Source organism: Saccharothrix sp. NBAS 001 (genome assembly GCF_056640475.1).
In genome coordinates, this window is sequence record NZ_CM153251.1 from 9,790,325 (window position 1) to 9,812,048 (window position 21,724).

19 protein-coding genes are annotated in these 21,724 nt (G+C 70.8%); 11 read left to right on the forward strand and 8 right to left on the reverse strand.

All coding sequences use genetic code 11. The features are described from left to right. Positions 1–7 precede the first annotated feature (7 nt). Positions 8–1,249, forward strand: coding sequence for an MFS transporter (locus AC0HI0_RS44380; protein WP_480929456.1), 1,242 nt, complete (start codon positions 8–10; stop codon positions 1,247–1,249). A 121-nt stretch (positions 1,250–1,370) separates the two neighbouring features. On the opposite strand, the gene AC0HI0_RS44385 is transcribed toward AC0HI0_RS44380, so the two are convergent. Beyond that, positions 1,371–2,210 (reverse strand): LysR family transcriptional regulator, encoded by an 840-nt coding sequence (locus AC0HI0_RS44385; RefSeq protein WP_480929457.1) that lies wholly within the window; start codon positions 2,208–2,210, stop codon positions 1,371–1,373. Positions 2,211–2,280: 70 nt separating this feature from the next. Between AC0HI0_RS44385 and AC0HI0_RS44390 the strand changes: the two genes are divergently transcribed. The 5 genes from AC0HI0_RS44390 (at position 2,281) to AC0HI0_RS44410 (ending at position 6,247) form a co-directional block, all read left to right on the forward strand. Continuing rightward, positions 2,281–2,742 carry a cupin domain-containing protein gene (locus AC0HI0_RS44390; RefSeq protein WP_480929458.1) on the forward strand — a complete coding sequence of 154 codons (462 nt, stop codon included), beginning with the start codon at positions 2,281–2,283 and terminating at the stop codon, positions 2,740–2,742. A 10-nt stretch (positions 2,743–2,752) separates the two neighbouring features. Beyond that, complete coding sequence (locus AC0HI0_RS44395; RefSeq protein WP_480929459.1) at positions 2,753–2,947, forward strand: DUF3046 domain-containing protein; 195 nt, start codon at positions 2,753–2,755, stop codon at positions 2,945–2,947. 172 nt (positions 2,948–3,119) lie between these two features. Next, entirely contained in the window at positions 3,120–4,160 is a 1,041-nt protein-coding gene (recA, locus tag AC0HI0_RS44400) for a recombinase RecA (protein ID WP_480929460.1), read from the forward strand. Between the two features lie 437 nt (positions 4,161–4,597). Beyond that, the gene (locus tag AC0HI0_RS44405) at positions 4,598–5,542 is read left to right on the forward strand and encodes a regulatory protein RecX (protein ID WP_480929461.1); all 945 of its coding nucleotides are present in this window, start codon (positions 4,598–4,600) and stop codon (positions 5,540–5,542) included. 54 nt (positions 5,543–5,596) lie between these two features. Next, the gene (locus tag AC0HI0_RS44410; protein ID WP_480929462.1) at positions 5,597–6,247 is read left to right on the forward strand and encodes an HAD family hydrolase; all 651 of its coding nucleotides are present in this window, start codon (positions 5,597–5,599) and stop codon (positions 6,245–6,247) included. A 45-nt stretch (positions 6,248–6,292) separates the two neighbouring features. Here AC0HI0_RS44410 and eda read toward each other — a convergent pair whose 3' ends face one another. Both eda and edd read right to left on the reverse strand, forming a co-directional pair. Then, positions 6,293–6,913 (reverse strand): bifunctional 4-hydroxy-2-oxoglutarate aldolase/2-dehydro-3-deoxy-phosphogluconate aldolase, encoded by a 621-nt coding sequence (gene eda, locus AC0HI0_RS44415; protein WP_480929463.1) that lies wholly within the window; start codon positions 6,911–6,913, stop codon positions 6,293–6,295. Next, the gene (edd, locus tag AC0HI0_RS44420) at positions 6,910–8,775 is read right to left on the reverse strand and encodes a phosphogluconate dehydratase (protein ID WP_480929464.1); all 1,866 of its coding nucleotides are present in this window, start codon (positions 8,773–8,775) and stop codon (positions 6,910–6,912) included. The genes eda and edd overlap by 4 nt, the downstream gene beginning before the upstream one ends. Positions 8,776–8,997: 222 nt before the next feature. Here edd and AC0HI0_RS44425 point away from each other — a divergent pair, with 222 nt between their 5' ends. From AC0HI0_RS44425 to AC0HI0_RS44440, 4 genes are all read left to right on the forward strand, one after another. Then, the gene (locus AC0HI0_RS44425; RefSeq protein ID WP_015099118.1) at positions 8,998–9,288 is read left to right on the forward strand and encodes a hypothetical protein; all 291 of its coding nucleotides are present in this window, start codon (positions 8,998–9,000) and stop codon (positions 9,286–9,288) included. A gap of 155 nt (positions 9,289–9,443) precedes the next feature. Then, a complete protein-coding gene (locus AC0HI0_RS44430; protein ID WP_480929465.1) occupies positions 9,444–10,205 on the forward strand; it encodes a hypothetical protein in 762 nt (253 codons plus the stop codon). A gap of 10 nt (positions 10,206–10,215) precedes the next feature. Then, positions 10,216–12,087, forward strand: coding sequence for a fumarate reductase/succinate dehydrogenase flavoprotein subunit (locus AC0HI0_RS44435; protein WP_480929466.1), 1,872 nt, complete (start codon positions 10,216–10,218; stop codon positions 12,085–12,087). Position 12,088: 1 nt separating this feature from the next. Beyond that, on the forward strand, positions 12,089–12,838 hold the full coding sequence (locus tag AC0HI0_RS44440; RefSeq protein ID WP_480929467.1) for a succinate dehydrogenase/fumarate reductase iron-sulfur subunit: 750 nt from the start codon (positions 12,089–12,091) through the stop codon (positions 12,836–12,838). Positions 12,839–12,895: 57 nt separating this feature from the next. Here the strand turns inward: AC0HI0_RS44440 and AC0HI0_RS44445 are convergent, their stop codons facing one another. The 4 genes from AC0HI0_RS44445 to AC0HI0_RS44460 form a co-directional block, all read right to left on the reverse strand. Continuing rightward, a complete protein-coding gene (locus AC0HI0_RS44445; protein ID WP_480929468.1) occupies positions 12,896–14,443 on the reverse strand; it encodes an outer membrane protein assembly factor BamB family protein in 1,548 nt (515 codons plus the stop codon). A gap of 107 nt (positions 14,444–14,550) precedes the next feature. Further along, the gene (locus AC0HI0_RS44450; RefSeq protein WP_480929469.1) at positions 14,551–17,385 is read right to left on the reverse strand and encodes a vitamin B12-dependent ribonucleotide reductase; all 2,835 of its coding nucleotides are present in this window, start codon (positions 17,383–17,385) and stop codon (positions 14,551–14,553) included. 210 nt (positions 17,386–17,595) lie between these two features. Beyond that, positions 17,596–18,048: a transcriptional regulator NrdR gene (gene nrdR, locus AC0HI0_RS44455; RefSeq protein WP_015099128.1), complete on the reverse strand. Its 453-nt coding sequence runs from the start codon at positions 18,046–18,048 to the stop codon at positions 17,596–17,598. Between the two features lie 1,098 nt (positions 18,049–19,146). After that, the gene (locus tag AC0HI0_RS44460; RefSeq protein ID WP_480929470.1) at positions 19,147–19,650 is read right to left on the reverse strand and encodes a LysM peptidoglycan-binding domain-containing protein; all 504 of its coding nucleotides are present in this window, start codon (positions 19,648–19,650) and stop codon (positions 19,147–19,149) included. A gap of 218 nt (positions 19,651–19,868) precedes the next feature. On the opposite strand from AC0HI0_RS44460, the gene lexA reads away from it, so the two are divergent. Continuing rightward, positions 19,869–20,570, forward strand: a complete 702-nt coding sequence (gene lexA, locus AC0HI0_RS44465; RefSeq protein WP_480929471.1) for a transcriptional repressor LexA — start codon at positions 19,869–19,871, stop codon at positions 20,568–20,570. 119 nt (positions 20,571–20,689) lie between these two features. Here lexA and AC0HI0_RS44470 read toward each other — a convergent pair whose 3' ends face one another. Continuing rightward, on the reverse strand, positions 20,690–21,715 hold the full coding sequence (locus tag AC0HI0_RS44470) for a hypothetical protein (RefSeq protein WP_480934528.1): 1,026 nt from the start codon (positions 21,713–21,715) through the stop codon (positions 20,690–20,692). Positions 21,716–21,724: the final 9 nt, after the last annotated feature.

The window sequence follows — 21,724 nt, forward strand, 5'->3', positions numbered from 1 at the left end:
GATGATCATGACCACGGTGGAGGTCGTGCAGCGCCGGGTGCTCCGGGTCCTGGGGGTCACCCAGGTCCTCGGTGCGGCGGGCGTCACGATCGGTCTCGCCGTGTCCACGCTGATCGCCGCCGTGCTGTCCGGCTCGGACGCGGTGGGCGGCCTGGCGCAGACCGCGGCGGTCCTCGGCGCGGCCCTGTTCGCCCTGCCCGCCGCCCGGCTCGCGGCCCGCCGCGGGCGTCGCCCGGCGCTCGCCCTCGGCTACGGCGCGGGCGCGCTCGGGGCGGTCGTCGCGGCCTGCGCGGTGGTGCTCGGCTCGTGGCAGGTCCTGGTGGTCGCGCTGGTCCTGTTCGGGGCCGCGAGCAGCGCGAACCTGGCCGCCCGGTACGCCGGGACGGACCTGGCGCACCCGCAGCGGCGGGCCCGTTCGCTGGCGATCGTGGTGTGGGCGGCGACGCTCGGCGCGGTCGCCGGGCCCAACCTGGCCGACCCGGCGGGGCAGTTCGCCGCACGGCTCGGCCTGCCGGTGGGCGCGGGGCCATACCTGGCCGCAGCGGTGCTGTTCGGCGCGGCGGCGCTGGTCGTGCTGCGCTTCCTGCGGCCCGATCCGCTGACCATGGCCCAGTCCGCCGCGCCCGTGACGCCCGCGCACTGCGCCGGGGGCGTAGGCGACACACGGGGGTCCGGTGCGGTGTGGCGCGCGCTGCCCGCCACCGGGAAGCTCGCGTTGGGCGGCATCACGCTGTGCCACACGGCCATGGTGGGCCTCATGTCGATGACCCCGGTGCACATGGACCACGCGGGGGCGTCGCTGCGGGTCGTGGGCGTGGTGATCAGCCTGCACGTGGCCTCGATGTACGTGGCCAGCCCGCTGTTCGGGTGGCTGGCCGACCGGATGGGCCGGGTGCCCGTGCTGGCCATCGGCTCGGCGCTGGTGGTGGCCGCGTCCGGCATCGCCGGCATGGCCCCGGCGCACGACGCGCCGCAGCTCGCGGCCGGTCTGACGCTGCTCGGCTTCGGCTGGTCGGCCGGGCTGGTGGCGGGGTCCGCGCTGCTCACCGAGTCGGTCGCGACGGCCGACCGGCCGGCCGCGCAGGGCCTGTCCGACCTGTGCATGAACATCGGCGGAGCGGCGGGCGGCGTCACGGCGGGGATCGTGGTGACGGCGTGGTCTTACGGCGCGCTGGGGCTGATCGTGGGGTTCACGGCGCTGCCGCTGCTGATCGCGTGCCTGTTCACGTCGTTGCAGCGGGTCCGCTGATCACTTCCTGCGGTTGTGGTACCACCACGCGCGCAGGCCGACCACGATCGCGGCGAGCAGGCCGGCGATGAGCACGATCTGGTACAGCCACGAGGCCGTGGAGTCGTCCATGCGTCCGAGATTAACGGGCCGCTGCGGCGAACTCGCGCACCCGACTCGTCTCGCCCGCCGTGCGCCAGACCATTCCCCATTCCAGGTGAGGTGCGCCTTCCAGCGGCAGGAACGCGATCTTGGGACGTGCGAAGTACCCGGCCGCGTGCGCGCCCAGCGGGCACACGCCTTCGCCGTTCGCGATGACCGTCATGAGTTCCTGGAACGTCGTAAGGGCGCGTCCGCGCGCGATGGGCAGACCGGACGGTGTCGTGTCACGCCAGAAGGCGGCGCGGAACACCGTGTCGCGGGCGAGGTCTTCCACCGTGACGCGGGCCTGCCTGGTGAACGGGTGCGTGTCGGCCACGGCCAGCACCACCGGTTCGCGGTAGACCACCGGGCCGGCCGTCAGGTCGGGCTCGTCGACCGGGAACAACGTCACCAGGACGTCCACCTCGTCGTCGCGCAGCAGCGTGAACGGGTCCACGAACGGCGCTTCGCGCACCCGGACCTCGCTGCCGGGGTGCCCGGCGCGGTAGCGGGCCAGGACGTCCGGGATGAGGTCGGCGAGCGCCGGCGCCTCGAAGCCCACCCGCAGCAGACCCGTGCCGCGACCTGCGGCGACGGCGCGTTCCACGCCTTCCACGATCCGCTGGTACGCGGGGCCGATGTCGTCGCGCAGCCGGCGGCCGATGGGGGTCAGCGCGACCCGCCTGCTGGTCCGTTCGAACAGGGGCGCGCCGATGCGGCGTTCCATCTGCTTCACGGTCTGGCTGACGCGGGCCTGGGACACGTGCAGGCGGGCGGCCGTGCGGCTGAAGTGCAGCTCCTCGGCCAAGACCAGGAAGATCTCGATGTCCCGGCGTTCCATAACGCCCAGGTTATCGTTCGTTGCGTTCCCGGTCGTTGTCGGGCCCGTCGATCCGGGAGATCGTCGACTCATGGAAAACACGCTGCTTGTCCGGGCCGACCAGGCCGAGAAGCTCACCGCCGACCCCACCGCCGTCGTCACCCTGCTCGCCGACCTGGAGGGGCTGACCAGCAACCGCTCCACGTTCCTGGACGGCGCGAACGGCGCGCCACCGCACTTCCACACCCGTGCGTCGGAACTGTTCTTCGTGCTCGACGGCGCCCTTCAGGTGCTGCTCGACCAGGACGTGATCACGCTGGAGAAGGGCGACTTCCTGGTCGTGCCGCCGCGCACGCCACACGCGTTCGGCGCGGCCAAGGGCGCGGACGCCGACGTGCTGTTCGTCTTCACGCCCGGCATGGGCCGGTTCGACTACTACCGCCTGCTGGACCGGGTGCAGCGCGGCCAGGCCGACCCCGCCGAGATCGGGGCGTCCCAGGACCTCTACGACAACCACTACGTCGAGAGCCTGGCGTGGCAGGCGGCGCGCTAGCCTGGACGCGATGCGCAATACGGTGTTCCGCAAGCTGATGTCCGACGAGTTCGGCCAGGTCAGGGCGGAGATGGTGGCCAGGGACCACGTGATGTCCGCCCTCGGTGGGCGCACTGCCGACCAGGCGCTGGAGGCGGGCCTGCCGCCGAAGGAGATCTGGCTGGCCGTGTGCGACGCGTTCGACGTGCCGGAACACCGGCGGTGACCCGGCGTGTCGACCAGGTGGTCGAACACCTGTTCGGCTATAGTCCCCAGCACGTCCGGGTGACACGCCCCCGCAGGTGACCCGGTCCCCGCCGAGAAATGTCGTACCCCGCCCGTAACGTCGGCCCCGACATCGCTCAGCGACCAAGAAGACAAACCGAGGTGGACTCCAGATGGCACAGGCACCCGACCGGGACAAGGCCCTCGAACTGGCCCTGGCCCAGATCGACAAGCAGTTCGGCAAGGGCTCGGTCATGCGGCTCGGCGAGGAAGGCCGCGCGCCGATCGAGGTGATCCCGACCGGCGCGATCGCGCTCGACGTCGCGCTCGGCATCGGCGGCCTGCCCCGCGGCCGCGTGGTGGAGATCTACGGCCCGGAATCGTCCGGTAAGACGACCGTCGCGCTGCACGCCGTGGCCAACGCCCAGCGCAACGGCGGCATCGCCGCGTTCATCGACGCGGAGCACGCGCTCGACCCGGACTACGCCCGCAAGCTCGGCGTCGACACCGACGCGCTGCTGGTGTCCCAGCCGGACACCGGCGAGCAGGCGCTGGAGATCGCGGACATGCTGGTCCGCTCCGGCGCGCTGGACATCCTGGTGATCGACTCGGTGGCCGCGCTGGTGCCCCGGGCCGAGATCGAGGGCGAGATGGGCGACAACCACGTCGGCCTCCAGGCCCGGCTGATGAGCCAGGCGCTGCGGAAGATCACCGGTGCGCTGAACACCTCCGGCACCACCGCGATCTTCATCAACCAGCTGCGCGAGAAGATCGGCGTGATGTTCGGCTCCCCGGAGACCACGACCGGCGGCAAGGCGCTGAAGTTCTACGCGTCGGTCCGCCTGGACGTGCGCCGCATCGAGACGCTGAAGGACGGCGGCGAGCCGGTCGGCAACCGGACCCGCGTCAAGGTCGTGAAGAACAAGGTCGCCCCGCCGTTCAAGCAGGCCGAGTTCGACATCCTCTACGGCCACGGCATCAGCCGCGAGGGCTCGCTCATCGACATGGGCGTCGACCAGGCGATCCTGCGCAAGTCCGGTGCCTGGTACACCTACGAGGGCGACCAGCTCGGGCAGGGCAAGGAGAACGCCCGCAAGTTCCTGCGCGAGAACCCGGACGTGGCCAACGAGATCGAGAAGCGGATCAAGGACAAGCTCGGCATCGGGGCGACCCTCGACGCCGACGACAGCGCGCCCGCGCCGGTCGACTTCTAGCGGTGGCGGGGCAAGGCGGCCGTGGTCGCGGGACCTCTCGCGACCTCTCGGCCGACTCGTCTCCCACGCCGCCAGCCCTGCCGGCTCCCGTCGAGTCGGCGTCCGACAGCCCTCCGGTCGGCGGCCCGCCGGCCGGGAGTCCGCGGTCCGGTGGTCCGGCAGTTGCCGGTCCGACGCCCGACGATCCGTTCGGGGCGTCGGGTGGTCGTGCGGTGCCGGCGGCTTCGGCCGATGCCTGGAGCGACGCGGCGTGGCCCGCTGCGGCGGGTGGTCGCGTGGCGGAGGGCGGCGAGGTGCCGCCTCCGGGTGACGCCTGGGACGACTTGGCCGAGGGCGGCGGTGTCCGGGCTCCGCGCGGGTCCGGGTCGTCGGGTGCGGCTGGTTCGGATGCAGTCGGTTCGGGTGTGGCTGGTTCGGATGCGGCCGGGTCCGGAGATGTGGATCCGTTCGAGGCGTGGGGGCAGCGTCGCGGGGCGTCCGGCGAAGCTGTGCCGTTCGAGCCTTCGGTCGAGGCCGTCGAGGTCTCGGACGATCCGTTCGAGACGGCGGGTCGGCGGCGGAACGCGTCGGGCGAAGCCCTGCCCGCCCCGGCGGAAGCCATGCGGGTCACGCGTCCGAGTGATGACCCGTTCGACGCGCCTGTGCGGGAGCGGCAGGCTCGCGCGCGGAATCGTCCGGTCGAGGCGGCTTCGGGTGCCCCTGAGCCGGTCGTGTTCGCGGGCGAAGCCGAGGAACCGGCCGGTGACGGCGCGGGTGGTGCGTTCGAGGCCGCGTCGGCGAGGTCGTCCCGTGGTGGGTCCCGGGGCGGTCGTGGGCGTGCGGCCGGGCGTCGAGGGGCTCGGGAGGTCGACCCGGACGCGGAGGCCGCGCCGGTCGACCCGGTCAAGGAGCAGCGCAAGGCCACCGACATCTGCTACGCATTGCTGACCGCCCGTGCCCGGACCCGGGTGGAACTCAAGGAAGCCTTGCTGCGCAAGGGCATCCGCGAGGAGACCGCGGAACAGGTGCTGGGCAGGTTCGACCGCGCGGGCCTGATCGACGACGCCGCGTTCGCCGAGGTGTGGGTCCGGTCCCGGCACACCTACCAAGGTCTGGGGCGTCGGGCGCTGGCGCGGGAGTTGCGCAGCAAGGGGGTGGCCGACGAGGTGGCCGCCGAAGCCGTGGCGGCCGTGGACGACGAGGCCGAGCAGGCGCGGGCGCGGGAGCTGGTGCGCAAGAAGCTCCGTTCGATGTCCGGAGTGGACGATCAGGCGAAGATCCGCCGGTTGGTGGGTGCCTTGGCGCGCAAGGGGTACGCCGAGGGCATGGCCTACCGGGTGGTGCGCGAGGAGTTGCGCGCGGCGGAGGTCGAGTCCCCGTTGGACGACTTCCTGCCGGAGTAGTCCTGGCCCGGCCGTCCGCCGACTACCGTGTCGGGACGGACGGGGGAGGTGCCGGTGACGAACGCCGCGAAGCACGTGGTCTGGGACTGGAACGGCACGCTGCTGGACGACACGCACGCCATGCTCGGCGCGGTGAACCGGGTGTGCCTGCACTACGGCCGGGCGGCGGTGGCGCTGGACGAGTGGCGCGCGATGTTCAGCCGCCCGCTGCCCGCCTGCTACGAGCGCCTGCTGGGGCGGGCGCTCTCGGCGGGCGACTGGGCCCACATCGACCTGCTCTACCACGAGGAGTACCGCACGCTGCTGGACACGTGCCGGCTGGCCACGGGCGTCCCGGACCTGCTGCACGGGTGGGCGGGCACGCAGTCGCTGCTGTCCATGTGGTTCCACGACGAACTCGTCCCGCTGGTCGCCGAGCACGGGCTGACCGGCCTGTTCACCCGGGTCGACGGCCTGCGCCGGGACACCGGCGGCGGTTCGAAGGCCGGGCACCTCGCCGAACACCTCGCCCACCAGGGGCTCGACCCGGCGGACGTCGTCCTGATCGGCGACGTGGTGGACGACGCCGAGGCGGCGCTGCACGTCGGCGCGCACGCGATCCTGGTCACCACCGGCATGGGCGACCGCCCGCGCCTGGCGGCGACCGGCCTCCCGGTGGTCGACTCGATCCCGGATGCCCTCGCGCACCTGGCCCGGCTCGCCTGACCCGGCCGGCGTCGGGGCGGGCACCCCGACGCCGGGCCCGAGGGGTCAGAGCGCGGACGCGGCCTTGGCGAGGGCTTCGACCCGGTCGAAGTCGCCGGCGGCCAGGGCGTCCTTCGGCGTCAGCCACGACCCGCCGACGCAGCCGACGTTCGGCAGCGCCAGGTAGCGGGCCGCGCTGTCCACCGTGATGCCGCCGGTCGGGCAGAAGCGCAGGCCGGGCAGCGGGCCGCCGACCGACTTCAGGAAGTCCACGCCGCCCGACGCCTCGGCCGGGAAGAACTTCAGCGCGGTCAGCCCGCGCTCGGCCAGCCGCATCGCCTCGGACACCGTCGCCGCGCCCGGCAGGAACGGCAGGCCGGTGTCCTCCACCGCGTCCAGCACCCGGTCCGTCGACCCGGGCGTGACCAGGAAGGACGCGCCGGCCTTGGCGGCCTGCTCGGCGTGCTCCGGCGCGGTCACGGTGCCCGCGCCCAGCACGATCTCGGGCACCTCGGCGGCGATCCGCTCGATCGCGGCCAGCGCGGCCGGGGTGCGCAGGGTCAGCTCGATGACCCGGATGCCCCCGCGCAGCAGGGCGCGGGCCAGCGGCACGGCCTGCGCGGCGTCGTCCAGCACGACGACCGGGACGACGGGGGACAGGTCCAGCAGATCGGCGCTGGTGGTCACCGGGTTACCTCCTGGTTCGCGCGGCCCGCGAAGTGCGAGGCCGCGATGGGTCCGAACACGCTCGCGCCCCGGTCGGCCGGTCCGACCGAGCGGCGCAGCGCGCCGAACAGCTCGCGTCCGGTGCCGATCCACGCCTGCGCGTCCGGCGGGAAGTCCACCAGGTCGCGGGCGGCCAGCTCGGCCGGGTCCAGCAGCGCCTCCAGCGTGCCGGTCTCGGCGTCGACGCGCAGCACGTCGCCGTCGCGCACGCGGGCCAGCGGACCGCCGACGGCGGCTTCCGGCGTGACCTGGATGGCCGCCGGGATCTTGCCCGAGGCGCCGGACATCCGGCCGTCGGTGACCAGCGCGACCCGGAAGCCCCGGTCCATCAGCACGCCCAGCGCCGGGGTCAGCTTGTGCAGCTCGGGCATCCCGTTGGCCTGCGGCCCCTGCTGCCGCACCACGACCACGACGTCGCGCTCCAGCTCGCCCGCCTGGAACGCGGCGCTGAACGCCTCCTGCGAGGTGAACACCCGCGCCGGGGCCTCGACCACCCGGTGCGCGGGCGCGACCGCCGACACCTTGATCACCGCGCGGCCGAGGTTGCCCGCCAGCATGCGCAGCCCGCCGTCGGCCGCGAACGGCTCGGTCGCCGGCCGCAGCACGTCCGGGTCCAGCGACTTGCCGGGGCCGTTTCGCCAGGTCAGCACGCCCTCGACCAGGGTCGGCTCCTGCCGGTAGCGGTCCAGCCCGGGGCCCGCGACGGTGCGCACGTCGGCGTGCAGCAGACCGGCGTCGAGCAGCGTGCCGACCAGGAACCCGACGCCGCCGGCGGCCTGGAAGTGGTTGATGTCGGCGCTGCCGTTCGGGTAGACCCTGGTCAGCAGCGGCACCACCGCGGACAGGTCGGCGAAGTCGTCCCAGCCCAGTTCGATGCCGGCGGCGGACGCGACGGCCACCAGGTGCATGGTGTGGTTGGTCGAGCCGCCGGTGGCCAGCAGCGCGATCACGCCGTTGACCACGGACTTCTCGTCCACCACGTGCCCGATCGGGGTGTAGTCGTCGCCCCGGCTGATCTCCACGGCCCGGCGCGCGGCCTCCTCGGTCAGCGCGCGCCGCAGCCTGGTCCCCGGCGGCACGAAGCTCGCGCCGGGCAGGTGCAGGCCCATCACCTCGACCACGAGCTGGTTGGAGTTGGCGGTGCCGTAGAACGTGCAGGTGCCGGGGCTGTGGTAGGACGCGGCTTCGGCTTCCAGCAGGTTCTCCCGGGTCGCCTTGCCCTCGGCGAACAGCTGCCGCACGCGCGCCTTCTCCGAGTTGGGCAGGCCGGAGTGCATGGGGCCGGCGGGCACCAGGATGGCCGGCAGGTGCCCGAACGACAGGGCGCCGATGAGCAGGCCGGGCACGATCTTGTCGCACACGCCGAGCAGCAGCGTCGAGTCGAACATGTCGTGCGACAGGGCGACCGCGGTGGACATCGCGATGACGTCCCGGCTGAACAGCGACAGCTCCATGCCCGCGCGGCCCTGGGTGATCCCGTCGCACATCGCGGGCACGCCGCCGGCGAACTGGGCCACGCCGCCGACCGCACGCGCCGCGTCCTTGATCCACGCGGGGTACTCGTCCATCGGCTGGTGGGCGGACAGCATGTCGTTGTAGGCGGACACGATCGCCACGTTCGGGCGACGAAGGGCGCGCAACGCCTCCTTGTCACCGCCGGTGATCCCGGCGAAGCCGTGCGCGAAGTTGCTGCACGCGAGGTCCCGGCGGACCGGGCCCTCGGAGTACGATTCGGCGAGTCGTTGCAGGTAAGCGGACCGGCTGGCGGCGCTGCGGGCGGCGATGCGAGCCGTCACTTCGGCGACGACGGGATGCACGCTCATGGTTCGCTGTCTCCGGTGGTGATCACGGGCCGTGGTGGGCCCGGTGGGACGACAGCGCTGGCGTCGCACGGACGGACGTGACAGCACCCACACTATGTCACGACGCATGATCGTCACAAAAACGATTCAGAGGCTGAGACACGACGCGGTGACCTGTGGTGCTTGTCACAGGGCCTCCGAACGGGCAGAGTCGGCACCCGGACCCCCAAGGGAGGTGCTGCCATGACGTCCTCGGAGATCGTGGAGCTGCGTCGAGCCCTCGGCCAGCTTCGCCATTGCGTCGGCTCCCTGCGCACGCGGTACGGCGACGTCGCCGCGGTGCAACGGCTGGCGAACGACGTCGAGCGGATGGACATCGACGCGACCGAGCTGATCGACCTGGACAGCACACCCCGGCAGCGCGAGGCGCCCAGGGTGGAGCGTGAAGTGGTCGTCGTGCCCGACACGCCCTACGACCCGAAGCTCTGGCACGACGCCGACGACGAGGGTCTCGGCGGATACCGCCACACCTGAACGACCACCGGCCGGCCCCCGCGTGACCACGCGGGGGCCGGTTTCGGTTTTCCAAGCCCTGTCCCCACCCCCCGGAAGGCCCCGCCCCCGCGAGTCCGACCGGACCGAACCGATTCGACCGTCCCCACCACAACGAAGTGGAACCGAGGTGAGGTATGAGGGCGCAGATCGCCCAGCGCACGTTGCGCACCGACCGGTGGTGGCTACCGCCCGCGGTGACCGTCGCGGGCCTGCTGCTGATCTCGATCTACGCGGCGGTGCGCACCTTCATGGGCGACTACTACTGGGTCGACGAGTACCGGTACCTGACGCCCATGTACTCGCCCTGCCTGAGCCAGGAATGCGTTGAAGCGGCGGCGCACTTCGGACGCCCGCTGCCCGAGCTGCCGGGGTTCCTGACGCCCCCGGTGGTGATCATCCCGTTCCTGCTGGGTTTCCGGGTGACCTGCTACTACTACCGCAAGGCGTACTACCGCGCCGCGTGGATGTCCCCGCCCGCGTGCGCGGTCGCCGAACCGCACGCCAAGTACACCGGCGAGACCCGATTCCCGCTGATCGCGCAGAACCTGCACCGCTACTTCTTCTACGCGGCGTCGATCCTGCTGCTGATCAACATCTACGACGCGGTCTACTCGCTGACGACCGGTCTGGGCCTGGGCAACATCGTGCTGCTGGTGAACGTGGCGCTGCTCGGCGCGTACACCCTGTCCTGCCACTCCTGCCGGCACATCGCGGGCGGGCGGCTCAAGCACTTCTCGAAGCACCCCGTGCGGTACTGGATGTGGACGCAGATCTCCAAGCTGAACGCCCGCCACATGCAGTTGGCGTGGGCGTCGCTGATCTTCGTCTGCGTCACCGACTTCTACGTCGCGCTGGTCTCCTCCGGGACGATCGCCGACCTCCGGATCATCAACTGAGGAGCTGGTTTTGCCCGAGGTGGAACGGCATTCGTTCGACGTGCTGGTGATCGGCGCGGGAGGCGCCGGCCTGCGTGCGGCGATCGAGGCCAGGGAACACGGGATGCGCACGGCGGTGCTGTGCAAGTCGTTGTTCGGCAAGGCGCACACGGTGATGGCCGAGGGCGGCATCGCCGCGGCCATGGGGAACGTCAACTCCAACGACAGCTGGCAGGTGCACTTCCGCGACACCATGCGCGGCGGGAAGTTCCTGAACAACTGGCGGATGGCGGAGCTGCACGCGCGCGAGGCCCCGGACCGGGTGTGGGAGCTGGAGACCTACGGCGCGCTGTTCGACCGCACCAAGGACGGCCGGATCAGCCAGCGCAACTTCGGCGGCCACGAGTACCCGCGCCTGGCGCACGTCGGCGACCGCACCGGTCTGGAGCTGATCCGCTCGTTGCAGCAGAAAGTCGTTTCGCTGCAACAGGACGACCACGCGGCGACCGGTGACTACGAGTCGCGGCTGAAGGTCTTCCAGGAGTTCACCGTCACCGACCTGGTGCAGGAGGACGGCAAGATCGCCGGCGCGTTCGGGTACTGGCGCGAGTCCGGCCGGTTCGTGCTGTTCGAAGCGCCTGCGGTGGTGCTGGCGACCGGCGGCATCGGCAAGTCGTTCAAGGTGACCTCGAACTCCTGGGAGTACACCGGCGACGGGCACGCGCTCGCGCTGCGGGCCGGCGCGTCGCTGATCAACATGGAGTTCATCCAGTTCCACCCGACCGGCATGGTGTGGCCGCCGTCGGTGAAGGGGATCCTGGTCACCGAGTCGGTGCGCGGCGACGGCGGCGTGCTGCGCAACTCCGACGGCAAGCGGTTCATGTTCGACTACATCCCCGAGGTGTTCAAGGACAAGTACGCCGACAACGAGGCCGAGGCCGACCGCTGGTACGCCGACCCCGACAACAACCGCCGGCCGCCGGAGCTGCTGCCCCGCGACGAGGTGGCGCGCGCCATCAACTCGGAGGTCAAGGCGGGGCGCGGTTCCGAGCACGGCGGCGTGTTCCTGGACGTCTCGACCCGGCTGCCCGCCGAGGAGATCACCCGGCGGCTGCCCTCGATGCACCACCAGTTCAAGGAGCTGGCGGACGTCGACATCACCGCCCAGCCCATGGAGGTCGGGCCGACCTGCCACTACGTGATGGGCGGCGTGCAGGTCGACCCGGACACCGGGGCGTCGTCGGTGCCCGGCCTGTTCGCGGCGGGCGAGGTGTCCGGCGGGATGCACGGCTCCAACCGGCTGGGCGGCAACTCGCTGTCCGACCTGCTGGTGTTCGGCCGCCGCGCGGGCGATGGCGCGGCGGCCTACGTGTCCGGGCTCGCCACCCGCCCGGTGTGCTCCGACGAGACCGTCGCCGAAGCGCAACGCGTTGCCGTGGAACCGTTTTCGCGTGACGGCGGGGAGAACCCGTACACGCTGCACATGGAGTTGCAGCAGGCGATGAACGACCTGGTCGGCATCATCCGGCGGGCCGAGGAGATGGACCAGGCGTTGAAGCGCCTGGACGACCTCAAGCAGCGCGCGCTCGCGCTGACCGTGGAGGGCCACCGCCAGTTCAACCCGGGGTGGCACCTGGCGCTGGACCTGCGCAACATGCTGCTGGTCAGCGAATGCGTGGCACGGGCGGCGTTGCTGCGCACCGAGTCGCGCGGCGGCCACACCCGCGACGACTACCCGCGCATGGAACCGGACTGGCGGCGCAAGCTGCTGGTGTGCACGGCGTCCGACTCGGAGGTGACGGTCGCCGAGGAGCCCCAGATCCCGATCCGGCCGGACCTGTTGGCGCTGTTCGAGTACACCGAGTTGCAGAAGTACCTGACCGCCGGCGAACTGGAGGGCTGACATGGGGTACCAGGGGCACTTCAGGGTGTGGCGCGGTGATGCGGACGGAGGCGGTCTGCGCGACTTCACGGTGGAGGTCAACGAGGGCGAGGTGGTCCTCGACGTGATCCACCGGTTGCAGGCCACCCAGGCGGCGGACCTGGCCGTGCGGTGGAACTGCAAGGCGGGCAAGTGCGGCTCGTGCTCGGCGGAGATCAACGGCAAGCCGCGGCTGCTGTGCATGACCCGGATGTCGGTGTTCGCCGAGGACGAGACGATCACGGTGACGCCGATGCGCACCTTCCCGGTGATCCGGGACCTGGTGACCGACGTGTCGTACAACTACACGAAGGCGCGCGAGGTCCCGGCGTTCCAGCCGCCGAAGGGCGTCGCACCGGGCGACTACCGGATGTCGCAGGTCGACGTCGAGCGGTCCCAGGAGTTCCGCAAGTGCATCGAGTGCTTCCTGTGCCAGAACACCTGCCACGTGATCCGCGACCACGAGGAGAACAAGGAGGCGTTCTCCGGGCCGCGATTCCTGATGCGCGTGGCGGAACTGGAGATGCACCCGCTGGACGAGGCGGACCGGGTGCAGGAGGCGCAGTCCGAGCACGGGCTGGGCCTGTGCAACATCACCAAGTGCTGCACCGAGGTCTGCCCGGAACACATCAAGATCACCGACAACGCCCTGATCCCGATGAAGGAACGCGTCGCGGACCGCCGCTACGACCCGATCGTCTGGCTGGGCAACAAGCTGTTCCGCAGGTCCTGAAGGTCGCGGGCGGGGTGCGACCCACCCCGCCCGCGCCGGACCTCGGCGTGCGCGCCGCTACCTCTCGACGGTGCAGTCGAGCACGTACCCGTTGCGGGTGCCGATGACCAGGCGGTCGCCGGCCGAGGACATCGACAGCGGGACCACCGGGTGACCGTTCGCCGTGAGCCTCTGGCGGGCGAGGACCACGCCGGTCACGGCGTCCAAAGCTACCAGGTCGCCGGACGTGAAGGTGACGTAGACGGTGTCGTCGTCGGTGTCGATCGCGGTGGGTTGGTGGTCGGCGGTGTGGACCCACTGGGCGTGGCCGGTCTCGTAGTCCCGGCGGACCACGAAAGCGTTGCCCGGCAACAGGCCCCGTCCGCTGTAGACGGATCCGGTGTGGACGATCGCGCCCGCCGCCAAGTAGACGCCGGGACCGCCGAACAGGTGCCCGGCGCGGTCGGCGTCCCATTCGAGCGGGAACTTCACGCGCAGACCGGACTCGTCGGCGGCGACGACCTGCTTGTCGCGGTGCGGTTCCCGGCGGTCTCCTCGCAGGAAGAGGAGTTCCGGCGCGTGGCGGACGTCGAAGTAGTGGTTGAACAGGTCGTAGCGGGTGATCTCGACGCGGCCGACCCGGTGGCCGGCCCGGTCGAGGAGCTGCACGGGCTCGGGGCGCACGGGGTCGAGGCGGGTGGAGCGCGCGGCGAGCAGACCGTCCCGCCGGCCCACCAGGACGGTCGGCGTGGTGGTGTCGACCGCGGTGGTCGGGCGGCCGGTGGCGAGGTCCACGATCGAGATCTCGTTGACCGCCTCCAGCGCCAGGCCCGGCGGGTGCACGTTGATGAACGCGGTGCGTTCGTCGGGGGCCACCTTGATCTGGCAGCCGGTGCCCGTCGTGGGGATCGACCACGCGGGCTCGTCGGCGTCGGGCGGCCAGCACTCCAGCGCGGTGTTCTCGGAGGCGGCCAGGACCCGGCCGTCGCTCAGCGCGTGCACGGCCCAGACCTCGCGCCGAGGCGTCCAGGAGACGTCGGTGACGGTCGCGATCGTGCGGAGTGCCGGGGTCGAGGTCGGCACGCGGTCGGTGGGGGAGCCGGCGGTCTCGACCGACCTGGCGGCGACGGTGGTCCAGTCGCGCGCGACCGTGAGTTCGAAGCGGGAATCCTCCTCGTCGCACGGAGGTTCGAGCACCATCGTCAGCGTCCGGTCGTCGAGCCACTCCACCGAGGACACCTGGCGGACGTCCTCCAGCGCGGACACGACCCGGCCGGACTCCGTGTTCAGCAGCAGGAGTTCGCCCTCGTACTGGTACCCGCCGTCGTACGCCCCGGTGCCCACCGCGACCAGCGGCGAGGTCGGGTGGATCGCGAGGCACCGCACCGGCCAGCGGGAGTGGAACAGGCCCAGGCAGCCGAGGTCGTCGGTGCGGTAGACGCCGATCAGACGCCGTGGTCCGCGCACGTCCCACGCGTTCCACTGGCCCGCGCCCAGGTCGCCGGCCACGACGAGCAGGGCGTCCGAGGCGGCGGCGACGGTGGGGTGGCCGATCTCGCCGAACGGCCCGGCCCCGAGCACGCGGGTCGTGCGCACGACGTTGCTCCGGCGATCGCGGACGTTCATCCGGAGATCGTGACACGGCGGAAGTGCCGGGGACAAAAGGAGAACGGGGACCGGCGCGGTGCCGGTCCCCGTTCTCGGGTTGCCATTTCAGGTAGTGCTGCTACCGGTCAGCTGCAACCGGAGGTGGAGCCGCAGCCTTCGCAGAGGTAGCAGGAGCCGGCGGGGCGCATCTTGGTGCCGCAGGTCATGCAGAGCGGGGCGTCGGCGGTGGTGCCGAGGTGCAGTTCGAGCAGTTCGGTGGAGCTGCCGACGTGGATGTCCTGGGGCTTCTTCTTCTCGACGGCGGCGGTCTTGGGAGTGGCCTCGACGGAGGAGTCGACGGAGGTGCGCAGGCCCTCCAGGTCGACGTCGCCGTTGCCGTAGTTCTCGTTGACCTGGGCGGTGCGTTCGTCGGCGGTGAAGATGCCGAGCTGGGAGCGCTTGTCGAAGGGCAGGTAGTCCAGGGCGAGGCGGCGGAAGAGGTAGTCCAGCACGCTGGTGGCGATGCGGACGTCGGGGTCGTCGGTCATGCCGGCGGGTTCGAAGCGCAGGTTCTGGAACTTCGAGACGTAGAACTCCAGCGGGATGCCGTACTGGAGGCCGACGGAGATGGACATGGAGAAGGCGTCCATGACGCCGGCCAGGGTGGAGCCCTGCTTGCCGAGCTTGACGAAGATCTCGCCGAGGCCGTCGTCGGGGTAGGAGCCGGCGTGGAGGTAGCCCTCGGCGCCGCCGACGGTGAAGGAGACGGTCTGGGAGGGGCGCTTCTTGGGCAGGCGCTTGCGGACCGGCCGGTACTCCACGACGGTCTCCGCCTTGGTCTCCGAGGAGGACTTGGCGGACTTGCCGGCGGAGAGGGGCTGGCCGACCTTGCAGTTGTCGCGGTAGATCGCCAGCGCCTTGAGGCCGAGCTTCCAGCCCTGGTAGTAGACGTCCTCGACCTCTTCGACGGTCGCCGTCTCGGGCATGTTGACGGTCTTGGAGATCGCGCCGGAGAGGAAGGGCTGGACGGCGGCCATCATCCGGACGTGACCCATGGGGGCGATGGAGCGGTCGCCCATGGCGCAGTCGAAGACCTCGTAGTGCTCCTGCTTGAGGCCGGGGGCGTCCACGACGTGGCCGTGCTCGCCGATGTACTCGACGATGGCCTCGACCTGCTCGTCCTGGTAGCCGAGGGACTTCAGCGCGCGGGGGACGGTCTGGTTGACGATCTGCATGGAGCCGCCGCCGACCAGCTTCTTGAACTTGACCAGGGCGAGGTCGGGCTCGATGCCGGTGGTGTCGCAGTCCATCATCAGACCGATCGTGCCGGTCGGGGCGAGGACGGACGCCTGCGCGTTGCGCCAGCCGTTCTTCGCGCCGACCTGGATGCCCTCCTGCCACGCGCGAGTCGCGATCTTGTGCACCGCGGCGTCGTTCGCCTGGTAGGTGCGGATCAGGTCGTTCGCGGCGGCGTGCTTGCGGATGACCCGCTGGTGCGCCTCGGCGTTGCGGGCGTAGCCCTCGTACGGGCCGACGACCCCGGCCAGCTCGGCGGACCGCTTGTACGCCACGGCCTGCATCAGCGAGGTGATGGAGGCGGCGAGGGCGCGGCCGCCCTCGGAGTCGTAGGCGTGGCCGGTCGCCATGAGCAGCGCGCCCAGGTTCGCGTAGCCGATCCCCAGCTGCCGGAACTTGCGGGTGGTCTCCGCGATCGGCTCGGTCGGGAAGTCCGCGAAGCTGATCGAGATCTCCATCGCGGTGATCACCAGCTCAACCGACCTGGCGAACAGCTCCGCGTCGAAGCGGCCGTCGTCCTTGAGGAACTTCATCAGGTTCAACGACGCCAGGTTGCAGCTGGAGTTGTCCAGGTGCATGTACTCCGAGCACGGGTTCGACGCGGTGATCCGCCCCGACTCCGGCGTGGTGTGCCAGTCGTTGATCGTGCCGTCGTACTGGATGCCCGGGTCCGCGCACTCCCACGCCGCCTTGGCCAGCTTCCGGAACAGGTCCTTGGCGTCGACGTGCTCGATGATCTCGCCGGTCTGGCGGGCGCGCAGGCCGAACCTGCCGCCGTTCTCGTAGGCGTGCATGAACTCGTCCGACACCCGGATCGAGTTGTTCGCGTTCTGGTACTGGACGGAGACGATGTCCCGGCCGCCCAGGTCCATGTCGAACCCGGCGTCGCGCAGCGCCCGGACCTTGTCCTCCTCGCGCGCCTTGGTCTCGATGAACTCCTCGACGTCCGGGTGGTCCACGTCCAGCACGACCATCTTCGCCGCACGACGCGTCGCGCCACCGGACTTGATCGTCCCCGCCGACGCGTCCGCGCCGCGCATGAACGAGACCGGGCCGCTCGCGGTGCCGCCGGAGGAGAGCAGCTCCTTGGAGGAGCGGATCCGGGACAGGTTCAGGCCCGCGCCCGAACCACCCTTGAAGATCAGGCCCTCCTCGCGGTACCAGTTCAGGATCGACTCCATCGTGTCGTCCACGGCGAGGATGAAGCAGGCGCTGACCTGCTGCGGCGAGCTGGTGCCGACGTTGAACCAGACCGGCGAGTTGAAGCTGAACACCTGGTGCAGCAGCATCCAGGTCAGCTCGTGCTCGAAGGTCGTGGCGTCCTGGTCGGTGCCGAAGTAGCCGTTCTTGGTGCCCGCCTCGGTGTAGGTCTTGACGACGCGGTCGATCAGCTGGCGGAGGCTGTGCTCACGCTGCGGCGTGCCCACCGCGCCCCGGAAGTACTTGCTGGTCACGATGTTCGTCGCGTTCACCGACCAGAAGTCCGGGAACTCGACACCGCGCTGCTCGAAGTTGATCGAGCCGTCGCGCCAGTTCGTCATGACGACGTCGCGGCGCTCCCACGTCACCTCGTCGTAAGGGTGCACGCCCTCGGTGGTGTAGACGCGCTCCACCGTGAGGCGCTTGTCCCCCGCACCGTTGCGGGTGGCCGTCTTCTTGCTGGAGCCACCAACGGTCTCCGTCATTCCCCGTTCCTCTTTCCGCGCGTCGTCGAAATCGTTGATGCGACCAACGTCCGGGCTCCCGTCCGAGGCGGTCGCGGGCGTGTTCGTCTGCCACTGGGTCGTGCGTGGTTTGGTGCGTGGTGATGTCGTGCGTGGTGTAGCTCGTGGTGTAGCTCGTGGTGTGGCTTGTGGTGTGGTTTCTGCGTGGTGCGGGTGTTTTCCGGGGGTCGGCTAGTCCTGTTGCGCGGTTCGGAGGTCGGCGATTTCCTTCTCGAAGTCCTCTACGGAGGAGAACGAGCGGTAAACGCTGGCGAACCGCAGGTAGGCGACTTCGTCCAGGTCTCTGAGCGGGCCCAGGATGGCCAGACCCACCTCGTGGCTGGGGATCTCGGCGCAGCCCGTCGCGCGGATCGATTCCTCGACGCTCTGCGCGAGCAGGTGGAACGCGTCCTCGTCCACGGGCCTGCCCTGGCACGCGCGGCGGACGCCGGTGACCACCTTGTCCCGGCTGAACGGCTCGGTCACCCCGGACCGCTTCACCACGGCGAGGATCGCCTCCTCGACGGTGGTGAACCGGCGGCCGCAGCTGGAGCACGACCTGCGGCGGCGGATCACCTGGCCTTCGTCCACTTCGCGCGAGTCGACCACGCGGGAGTCCGAGTTGCGGCAGAACGGACAGCGCACGACCGGTCACCCCTCCCCTGCGCAGCGGCCATCGCGTTAGCCCTGGTGGTGGGGAATACCCCAACCTGTGGACTAACTACGACGGTGTAACCACTAGATGTAGGGGTAAACCTATGCCTGTGGCCCACATGGTGCAAGTTGGGCGTCGGCGTGTCGTGGACGACACGGTCGGGTGAAACTCGCTGCGATGAGGTGGCTACCGGGTGGCTACGAGGTGGCGCGGTGGGGGGTTGTCCGGTGGCTGGGAGGTAGCGGGGTGCGGTCGTCCGGCCACTGGGTGGGGTCGGTGTGGCTTGAGGTGATTCGGGGTGGCGTGGCGTGGCGCGGTGTGGCGTGGCGCGGTGTGGCTCGGCGTGGTGTGGCTCGGCGTGGTGTGGCTCGGCGTGGTGTGGCTCGGCGAGGGTATTGCGTAGGGCTGTCGCGGTGGTGTGGTTCGGCGGCGTGTTGGGGCGCGGCGACTTGGCGGGGAGGTCGTGCGGGCGGGTTGTGTCGGGTCGTTCCTGGGCTGCGTCGTTCGACCAGTGCAGGGTGATCGGGGCCGGCGTGGTGCCTGCGCCTCGGCTTGACCCTGCATCGCCTGGCTCGACCCCGGCGTGCCTGGCTCGATGGCCGCGTGTGCGGTGTGGCACGGGGCACGGGCATCGGCACGGCAGGGCGCGGTGGGGCGGCGCGGTGGGGCGGCGCGGTGCTGTGGGGTGTGGTGCGGGGCGTGGTGAAGGTGGCGGTCTCAGCTTGGGGCGGCGTGATTGTCGGTGGTGCGTGGGATCATGGTGTCGGGGGCCGGAGGCCACGCCTGGGCACCGCGTCGCTGCGCTGAACTGCGAAAAGAGTTAAAAGCGTCCTCGCCGGACGGGCTGGCCGCCGAGGATGACGAAAAGAAGGGGCGGGCGTCGTGTCATCCCCGTGTGGCCTGCGCGCAGCGAACCACCCTTGAGTAGGGAGTGCAAGCGAAGGGCGTGCTTGCACTCCCTACTCAAGCGCGGTTCGCTGCGCGCAGGCCACACGGGGATGACACGACGCGGGGCGAGGAGTGTGCGCTGCGCGCGCCTCATGTGTTGGTGCGCGTTGGTGCGTATTGGTGCGTGTTGGGCCTGGGTGTCAGTTGGCCGGTTCGGCTCGGCCGTCTGGGACCACCAGGGGTTGGCCGGGGGTGATCGTGGTGGTGTCGGTCAGGTTGTTCAGGGCCTTGATGCGGTCCACTACTGCTTCCGGGTCGCTGTTCGGCGCTGAACGCTCTGCTACGTCCCAGAGGCTTTCACCCACCTGGACGTGTACGACGTTGGTTCGTTCGGGGACTGTCGTCGCGCCCGAGCCGTACAGGTAGAGCAGGCTCAGGGTCACGGCCGCCGCGATCGCCACGGCCGCGTAGATCGCGAACTGGACGGCCGGGTGGCGGGTGTCCTCGCGGACCTGGCACGCGGCCGGGTCCGGGGTGGTCTTCGCCGCCACCGGGAGCCGGCGGGGGGTGTTGGGGCGACGGGTGTCCTCGAACGTGCGCAGGACTCGCGGGCCGGGGTGAAGTTGTGGTCCTCGGCGTACGTCTTCCGCCGTGGTTCCGTCCACGAGGTCGAAGCCGTTCCTCGTGCCAATGACCACCGCCATGACGCCCTCCAACGCAGGTCATCCGATCATGATCGAACCTCTGTTCGATCGAACGTCCGTGCGAATGTCTACCACTTCGACCGGCGAAACGGGAAGGACACGCCGACACTTACTTCGAACAGGTGTTTGATCTGGGCCTCTCCTGCGACTACCTTCGACAACTGAAGATCGACGCACAGCCGGCCTGGGCAATCGGGACCGGTGAGGAGGGAAGCACTGTGGCTCGCAAGACCAATGACGACCTGCGCATCGCCGCCGATGTGCCCTCCGCTCCCGAACCCGCCGACATCGCGGGCAACGCCGGGCTCACGTTGCGGCAGCGCAAGGTGCTCGACGTCATCCGGGACTGGCTGGACCGGTTCGGCTACCCGCCCAGCGTTCGGGAGATCGGCGAGGCGGTGGGGCTCACGTCCACCTCGTCGGTCGCGCACCAGTTGCGCGCGCTTGAGCGCAAGGGGTTCCTGCGGCGCGACCCGAACCGGCCGCGCGCGGTGGGGGTGCTGCCGGCCGAGATCGTGACGGGGGTCGACCCGGCCGCGCGGCCGACGCCGGCCTACGTGCCGATGCTGGGTCGGATCGCGGCCGGTGGGCCGATCCTGGCCGAGGAGGCCATCGAGGACGTCTTTCCGCTGCCGCGCGAGATCGTCGGCGAGGGGGAGGTGTTCCTGCTGCGGGTCGTGGGTGACTCGATGGTGGACGCCGCCATCACCGACGGTGACTGGGTGGTGGTCCGCCAGCAGCCGACCGCCGAGAACGGTGACGTGGTCGCGGCCATGATCGACGGCGAGGCGACGGTGAAGACGTTCAAGCGTCGGGACGGGCACGTGTGGCTGTTGCCGCACAACTCCGCCTACCAGCCGATCCTCGGTGACGAGGCGTCGATCCTGGGCAAGGTGGTGGCGGTGCTGCGGCGTCTCTGAGGTCTGAGGCGTTGTGGGAGGTGCCGTCAGCCTGAGGGCGGGCTGCCTGAGGGCGGGGTGCCAGGGGGCAGGCGGTACGAGGGGACAGTGTCGAGAGGGCAGTGCCGAGGGGGCGACTGTCAGGTTCGTCTGCGGCGGGAGCGGCGTGAGCGGCGGATGGCCAGGGCCACCAGGGCCAGGGCTGCTGCTCCCGCGCCCAGCACGGGCCAGAGCGGGCGGTCCTCGGTGGACGTGGGGGGTTCCGGGGTCGCTGCCGTGTCGCCTTGGGGCGGTGGGGGCGTCGTTGTCGTCTTCGGCGGGGGTGGGGTGGCCAGGGCTGTTGCGCCCGGGACCGCGCGGACCGTCGACGTGGTGGCGTGCTGGGTGCCGAACTCCGAGGCTGAGAGCAGGGTGCCGTCCGGGTCGAACGCGATGGCCTCGCCTTGCGGCTCGTTCGGCAGGGGGATGCGGACCGGGTCGGTTTCCAGGGCTTTCGCCAAGTCCCCGTCCGGGACGGGGAACAGGTAGGCGTCGGTGTAGGTGCGCACGGCGGCGACCTTGCCGTCCTTGGACATCGCGCCACCGGTGACGACCCTGGTCATGACCGGGCTCTGCAGCGGGCCGCCGGGGGTGTCGGTGCCGCTGATCGAGATCTTCGCGACCTGTTCCAGCGGGGTCGGGGCGGCTTCGTCCAGGGGGGCCGCCGGCCGGTAGACGAGGGCTGAGCCCAGGGGTTCCTTGGTGACGATGTACGGGGTGCCGTTCCCGTCGAGCAGCAGGGCTTCGGCGTCGTGCTTGCCGTCCGGGTAGGTGAGCCGGTAGAGCCGCGCGGTGCCGTCCTGGGTCACGGCGTGCAGGGCGACGGTCGCGCGGGTCTTGTTGTTGTCGCCCGTGTCGGCCAGCCAGAGGGTGCCGTCCGGGGCCAGGGCCAGGTCTTCGACGTCGTACGGGTCGGTGGCCGCGGTGATCGTGTCGGTGATCGCGCAGCCCCGGTCCAGGACGTGGATCTCGATCGCGCCGTTGTCGCTGTCGTTGACGGCGAACCAGCGGTCGCCGTCGGAGGCCAGGCCGGAGAGTTCCTCCAGGCGCTGGTCGGTGATCCGGCAGACGTCGCCGACGGCCGGCTGCGCTGTCGCGAAGCCGGCCGTCAGGGCGATGGTCAACAGGACGTGGTT